We start from the raw sequence: 5859 nt of genomic DNA, 5'->3' as shown, positions 1-5859 counted from the left end.
GGTGAACTTAAATTTTAACCGCCGTACATCGCAACAACAAATCGTATGCTATAATAGTAAAAAATAAGGATAAAGAATGAATAATGGTTTCAAAAAAATCATCGATCTAATTTTAAAAATTTTCATCATAAGCGTATCTATTTCAGGAGCAATCATTATATTAATAATAGCATTGGTTATAGCAGGAATTTATTTAAAGCCGTATGGCGATTTTTGGAATGTAAAGAATAATAATTTTGAGGAACTCAATGCTTTAACAGATAATGCAGATATGGATGGATTGCTTTTATATCGTAGAAAAATTCAACCAAACGCTGCAGATAGTTTAGATGAAATCTGCTATGTTCATTACGTAAAGTTAAATTCTACCAATGGCATAACAGAAAAGAAGCTCATTGAAAACGGCTACAAACCATCTGATAAATCCAATTGCGTCGCCCAAGACAGTAATCTGACAGAACTAACAGAGATCACATTTGTAGCACCGTTTTTTCATTATCTAGGTTATAGTGATGCATTCAAATTCAACAAAATATATTTAGTCTATGGCTCAACAGCTCACTTAGATGTATCTACCATAAGCGCGAAAAATGGACAGATCTGGCAAAAGCAAGGACACGAAATTGTTATCTATCCAGGAGAGAATATAATTCAAAAGAATAGCTTATTCGTAGAGTGCTTCGGTCTATTGGGTATGTGCAATTAAAACCGAAATCAATCGGCTAGTAAAGGTAAAATTTTATCTATTTCGCCGCTCTGTCCGAGGCGGTACAGCGCGAAATCGTATTTGATTGGGTCGCTCGGATCGAAGCGCCTTAAGCTTTGCGTAAGCTGCAAAACCGCCTCGAAATCGTAACTCTTGCGATCGATCAGCCCAAGCTTAAGCGAAACTTTGTGCGTGTGGGTATCGAGCGGGATGAGGATGCGCGATTTTTCGATCTTTTTGTACAGCCCCAGATCGATGTCGCTGTCGCGCACCGCCCAGCGTAGGAAAAGATTGTAGCGTTTATACGGCGACGTGGGCTTTTGCGCGAAGCCGCGCCCGAAAAAAAACTCATATCCCGGGCTGCGGTAGGGATTTAATTTGTAAATCTCGCCGATTAAAAAATTTATCCCATCTTCGATCCGTCCGTTTTTTTGCATACCGCAAAGCACGCTCTCTTCGATGCTAAGGCTATTTTTAAGCCGTTTTAAAGTTATAAAAATTTCAGCGACGTCGCGCGGGCTTTGAAATCTATATTTTTTGCCCGCAAGCTCCGTACTAATACGCTCATCGCTCCCGTCTAAAAGAGAAAAATCAAGCGAGCGGAGAAATTTTAAAATTTGAGCCGCGCTCCCGTAAGCAAACAGCGCGCAGATGAGCGCTACGACGTCGTTTCGATATCCCTTTGCGACCTGTAGCGGATCGGGCGCGCCGAAAAGATCCGCGTCGCAATTTTTCAAATCGGCGTAATAATCTAAAATTTGCTTTAAGCTTTTCATTTTACGTAGTAGCTCATCGTCGTAGCGCCGAATTTGCGCGATTTAAGCAGCGCAAAATCGCCGATTTTAGGCGGCAGCTCAAGCTCGCTCATATGCTCGATCGCGATTAGCAGCTCGTACTGTGCGGAGCCCAGGCGTGCTATCAGCGCCAGCACTCGCTCGTAAATCTCGCCAAAACCCTGTCTGATCGCAAACGGCGGATCCAGATAGACAAACACTCTGCGCGCGGGATCGAAGAAAGAATTTTCGCTAGAATTTACGGTATGGCTTTCGCTAAAATTTACGGCAGAGCATCCGTTCATATCCGCTTGCAACTCGTGCAAAATTTCGGGTAGTCGTTCGAAGCAATCGCCCAAAATCGCATTTGCACCGAGCCCAAAAAGCTCGAAATTTTTCCGCATGATCTTATGCGCGGCGGCGTCCTTTTCGATCGCATAAACGTTTTTTGCGCCGTTACTTAGCGCTTCAAGCGCCATCGCGCCGCTACCGCCGAAGCACTCGATAAACGCCGCGCCGCGCAACTCCGCCCGCCAAGTATCGAAAAACGAGCCCTTTACGATGCTTTTCGTGCTGCGCGTACTCGAAAACGCGGGCAGAGCGAGCTTTTTGCCCCTATAAATGCCGCTTGAGATTTGCGTAAAGAGCATGCCGCCGGATTTGGAAAATTTAGCCATTTTGCCTTCTTAAAATTTCGATGATTTTTGCCTTGAACTCATCAAATAGCGCGCAAATCTCAACTTCTACACTCGCCGCATCGCATTCGCTAAAATCCCGCTTTAGCTCGCTTTGAAAATCCTCTAGCTTCGATAGCAGGGTATTCTTTGAGAACGGTAGCGCCAAATCTCCGTCCTCGCCGATCAAAAAGAGCGGTTTTGCCGAGCTTTGCGGCTCGTCGCTTATTATAAAGTCGCAATCCTGCGCACTTGCGGCACGATCTTTTAAAAACAATTCCAGCGTCTTTTGCAAAATTTCGCAGTCGCAATCGATAAAAGCTCTCATCAAAGCCCCTTTTTAAATTTTATCATCTTAAATTTTTCGCCAAACTCAGCGCGCAGGTGATTAAACTGCAAAAGCGCGTTACGATAGCCCCTCTCGCCGCTTTTTTGCATAAAAAGCTCTAAAAGCTGGATCGCGCCGAAGTCTATCAAAGCCGCGATCTGTCTTTTAAAATCCGCCATCGCAGCGCCCGCGTCCTCAAACGCCGCGCGTAAAATTTCAAAATTTACGTCGTAGGTAAGATCGCTTTTGCCGTAAAAATCGCTCAAGTTTTGCACCTCAAAGAAGCTAAAAACCTCGTGATTTCGGTAAATCCGCAGGCTAAAATCGCCGCTAGAGCCCATCTGCCCGTAATCAAAGGCGATGAAATAAAACCTCTGCGCGCTGGCGCAAATTTCGCGGGCGAAGCGAAAGTATCCGATCGGGATTTCGCCGCGCGAGATGCCGAATCTGCGTGCGAGGGTCAAAATTTCACGTTCTTTTATGGGAGCAAATTTTGCCGCGCCGCTTTCGATAAAAAGCATATTTTCGCCGTCCACCGCCTCGCATTTAAAGGCGTCGAAAAGCTCATTTGCCACAAAGATCGCATCTTTAAATTTCGCCTCGCGCGCGCTTGCGAAATGCTTTGGCACGATTTCGCCGCCGAAGCTCTCCGCAAAGCTCGCCCGCTGTAGCTCGCGCAGACGCTCGTGCGGCTCGATGATCGCAAAGCTAAATTTATCAAGCGCCGCCGCACCGCCTAACGTAAAGATAGCTTGCGCTATGTCGCAAAGCAGCCGCCCGTCGTGCGAGCCGATCTCTACGATAGCGATTTTAGCGCTATTTTGCGGTTTTTTTGCAAGCGCGACATCTAAATTTAGCTCGCATACCGCCGCAAAATTTTGCCGCGATGCAATTGGACCTGCCGCCGCGTCTAAGCCTAACTCTTGCGTCGCGCTAAAATCCGCGCTTAGGCGTAAAATTTCGCGCGCGATGCAGATCCCAAAAAAGCTCCCTACGCTTACGGCAGTGTAAAAATCGCCGCTCTTGCCGATTTTAGCGGCATTTACGTAGTAGCTCTCGTTTAGCCAGCCCTCGAAAAAATCGCTAAATTTCACGCTCGCACTATCTCATCCAGGCTCTTGCGTAGGCGCGCAAAGCCCTCTTTGATCTCCGGTTTTTTGATATTTAGCGCAGGCAAAAATCTAAGGGTGCGCTTGCCTGATTTTAGGATCAAAAGTCCGTTTTGCAGGGCTTTGTTAAAGATCTCGCCCAGATTTTTTTCATCGCGCAGCACGAGGCCTTGCATCAGACCGAGTCCCACGCGCTTTTCGATCAGGCTAGGATAGTCTGCGGCGAGCCCGTCTAGTTTTTTGATAAATCTTTTTATAGTCTTATCAAGCTTGCCGCTCGCTTTTAAAAACTCTAGCTGCGAAAGCACCGCAAGCGCCGTAGAGGTCGCCAAAAAGTTACCGCCGAAGGTGCTGCCGTGCTCGCCTGGAGCGAAAATGTTTTGCTGCGCCACGCACGCGCCGATCGGCACGCCGCCCGCAAGACCTTTGGCAAAAGTGATGATGTCGGGGCGGATGTCGTAAATTTGCGACGTCGCAAACTCGCCCGTGCGATATACGCCGCACTGCACCTCGTCGGTGATCAAAAGCAGCTTTTTCTCTTTCAAAACCGCCGCCAGCCTTTGCACGCTCGCCTTATCCAGAGGCTTGATACCTCCCTCGCCCTGGACTAGCTCGATCATCACGGCGACGCTGTTTTCATCGATATGCGCGATGATATCCTCGATATCGTCGAAAAATTTAAACCCCGGCATATGGGGCGCAAAAATTTCTGGATGAAATTTCTCCTGCCCGGTAGCTTGCAAAGTCGCCAGCGTGCGGCCGTGGAAGGAATTTCGCAGAGTTAGAATTTCAAATTTTTTATTAGGGAAATTTACGGTGCCGTATTTGCGCGCCATTTTGATCGCAGCTTCATTCGCCTCCGCGCCAGAGTTGCAAAACACCGCGTATGTGCGGTATCCTAAAAGCTCGCTAATCTTTTGAGCCAGGGCTTCTTGGGGCAGAATTCTATAAATATTCGAGCCGTGGATGATCTGTGCGGCTTGCGTGCCGATCGCTTCCAGCACGATCTCGTTTGCGTGCCCCAGGCAGTTTACGCCGATGCCTGCGCCGAAATCCACGTAGTCCTTACCCGCTTCGTCATAGACTACCGAGCCCTCGCCTCTTACTAGCGCCACGTTTACGCGCGCGAAATTATCCATCAAATAGTTCATTGTTTGTACTCCACTTTAGGCAGATGCCAAGATTTGTAATAAGCCACCATGCGAAACGCAACCCCTAAAACCAGCAAAATAAGCACCGAAACTACACCACTAAGCCCCAATCCATCAAGCACGAAATATATTAAGCCCACGCCCATGCTTATCGTGCCATAAAGCCCCGTATGTAAAAACCACGGCACTTCGTTCAGCAGTACGTCGCGCAAAATGCCGCCGCCCACGCCGTTGCAAAATGCGATTAGCACTACGCCGAAAACGTTATGATTATAGCTTAGCGCAACCATCGCTCCCACGATCGAAAAGCTTACGACGTCGATCGCATCGGTTAGAATAAATAAAAATTTACCCTCCAAATCGCGGTTTTCATAAAGCTTGGCAAAAATAGCTACGGCGCTTACCGCAAGCACGATCGTTACGGGCGCATAGTGCGTGAATGAGTAGATCTCGCGACTTACCAAGGTATCGCGCATGATCCCGCCGCCAAGCGCCGTCAAAAACGCCGCGATAAAGATCCCAAGCCAATCGCAGCCCTTCTTTACGCCGAATAAAAACCCGCTAAGCGCCGCCGAAGCGATGCCTACGCACTCCGTAAACTCTAAAATACTCATATCACAAACCGCCAAAATCCTTTTAAAAACGCATTTTACAACAACTAAATATAAATTTCGGTAAAGCGCGGCGGGCTGGATAAATTTAGGCGCGGCGGGATAAATTTTAACGCGGCGAATTAAAATTCTACGAGATAGAATTTCATATGGCAGAATTTTAAGCGGCTAAAATACGGCGCCGCTTTGGCATAAATATAAAATTTGGACTTGAAATTTCTTGAAATTTATAAATGCCCGCGGGATAAAATTTCATAAAATTTTATCGCAGCTAAAGCATACGGCGTTGCGGCCTAGCGCAAATTTTAGCTTTAAATTTATGGCACCTGTGCGCTAGAAAGAATTTAACGTTACAAAATCGGCTCTATGCTTACGCTAACGGTGCGCAAATTTTGATTTGAAATTGCGCCCTATTTTTGGCGCCGTGTTTTGCCGCTATAAAATTTCATCTTATTTTACGATGACCTAATCCGCGCGGAATTCTACGTAAAATTTTAAAATTTAGCG

The 5859-nt window shown here is 46.9% G+C and carries 7 protein-coding genes; 1 reads left to right on the top strand and 6 read right to left on the bottom strand.

From position 1 onward, the window contains the following. The first annotated feature begins 76 nt into the window (after positions 1-76). Entirely contained in the window at positions 77-706 is a 630-nt protein-coding gene (locus Q0198_RS06350) for a hypothetical protein (RefSeq protein WP_297896224.1), read from the top strand. Between the two features lie 8 nt (positions 707-714). Here Q0198_RS06350 and Q0198_RS06345 read toward each other — a convergent pair whose 3' ends face one another. From Q0198_RS06345 to Q0198_RS06320, 6 genes are read right to left on the bottom strand one after another with little or no spacing between them, the layout of a single operon-like run. Continuing rightward, the gene (locus Q0198_RS06345) at positions 715-1482 is read right to left on the bottom strand and encodes a TIGR02757 family protein (RefSeq protein WP_297896222.1); all 768 of its coding nucleotides are present in this window, start codon (positions 1480-1482) and stop codon (positions 715-717) included. Continuing rightward, positions 1479-2156, bottom strand: a complete 678-nt coding sequence (gene rsmD, locus Q0198_RS06340; protein ID WP_297896220.1) for a 16S rRNA (guanine(966)-N(2))-methyltransferase RsmD — start codon at positions 2154-2156, stop codon at positions 1479-1481. The genes Q0198_RS06345 and rsmD overlap by 4 nt, the downstream gene beginning before the upstream one ends. After that, positions 2149-2481 (bottom strand): hypothetical protein, encoded by a 333-nt coding sequence (locus tag Q0198_RS06335; protein WP_297896218.1) that lies wholly within the window; start codon positions 2479-2481, stop codon positions 2149-2151. Before Q0198_RS06335 ends, rsmD begins: the two co-directional genes overlap by 8 nt. Then, the gene (locus Q0198_RS06330) at positions 2481-3575 is read right to left on the bottom strand and encodes an SAM-dependent methyltransferase (protein WP_297896216.1); all 1095 of its coding nucleotides are present in this window, start codon (positions 3573-3575) and stop codon (positions 2481-2483) included. The genes Q0198_RS06335 and Q0198_RS06330 overlap by 1 nt, the downstream gene beginning before the upstream one ends. Further along, the gene (locus tag Q0198_RS06325; protein ID WP_297896214.1) at positions 3572-4741 is read right to left on the bottom strand and encodes an acetylornithine transaminase; all 1170 of its coding nucleotides are present in this window, start codon (positions 4739-4741) and stop codon (positions 3572-3574) included. Before Q0198_RS06325 ends, Q0198_RS06330 begins: the two co-directional genes overlap by 4 nt. Further along, positions 4738-5355 (bottom strand): TRIC cation channel family protein, encoded by a 618-nt coding sequence (locus Q0198_RS06320; RefSeq protein ID WP_297896212.1) that lies wholly within the window; start codon positions 5353-5355, stop codon positions 4738-4740. The genes Q0198_RS06325 and Q0198_RS06320 overlap by 4 nt, the downstream gene beginning before the upstream one ends. Positions 5356-5859: the final 504 nt, after the last annotated feature.

This window comes from uncultured Campylobacter sp., from assembly GCF_938045205.1.
Lineage (GTDB): Bacteria > Campylobacterota > Campylobacteria > Campylobacterales > Campylobacteraceae > Campylobacter_B.
The sequence above is the reverse complement of the archived record's forward strand: the minus strand, read 5'-3'. Positions and strand labels throughout refer to the sequence as shown.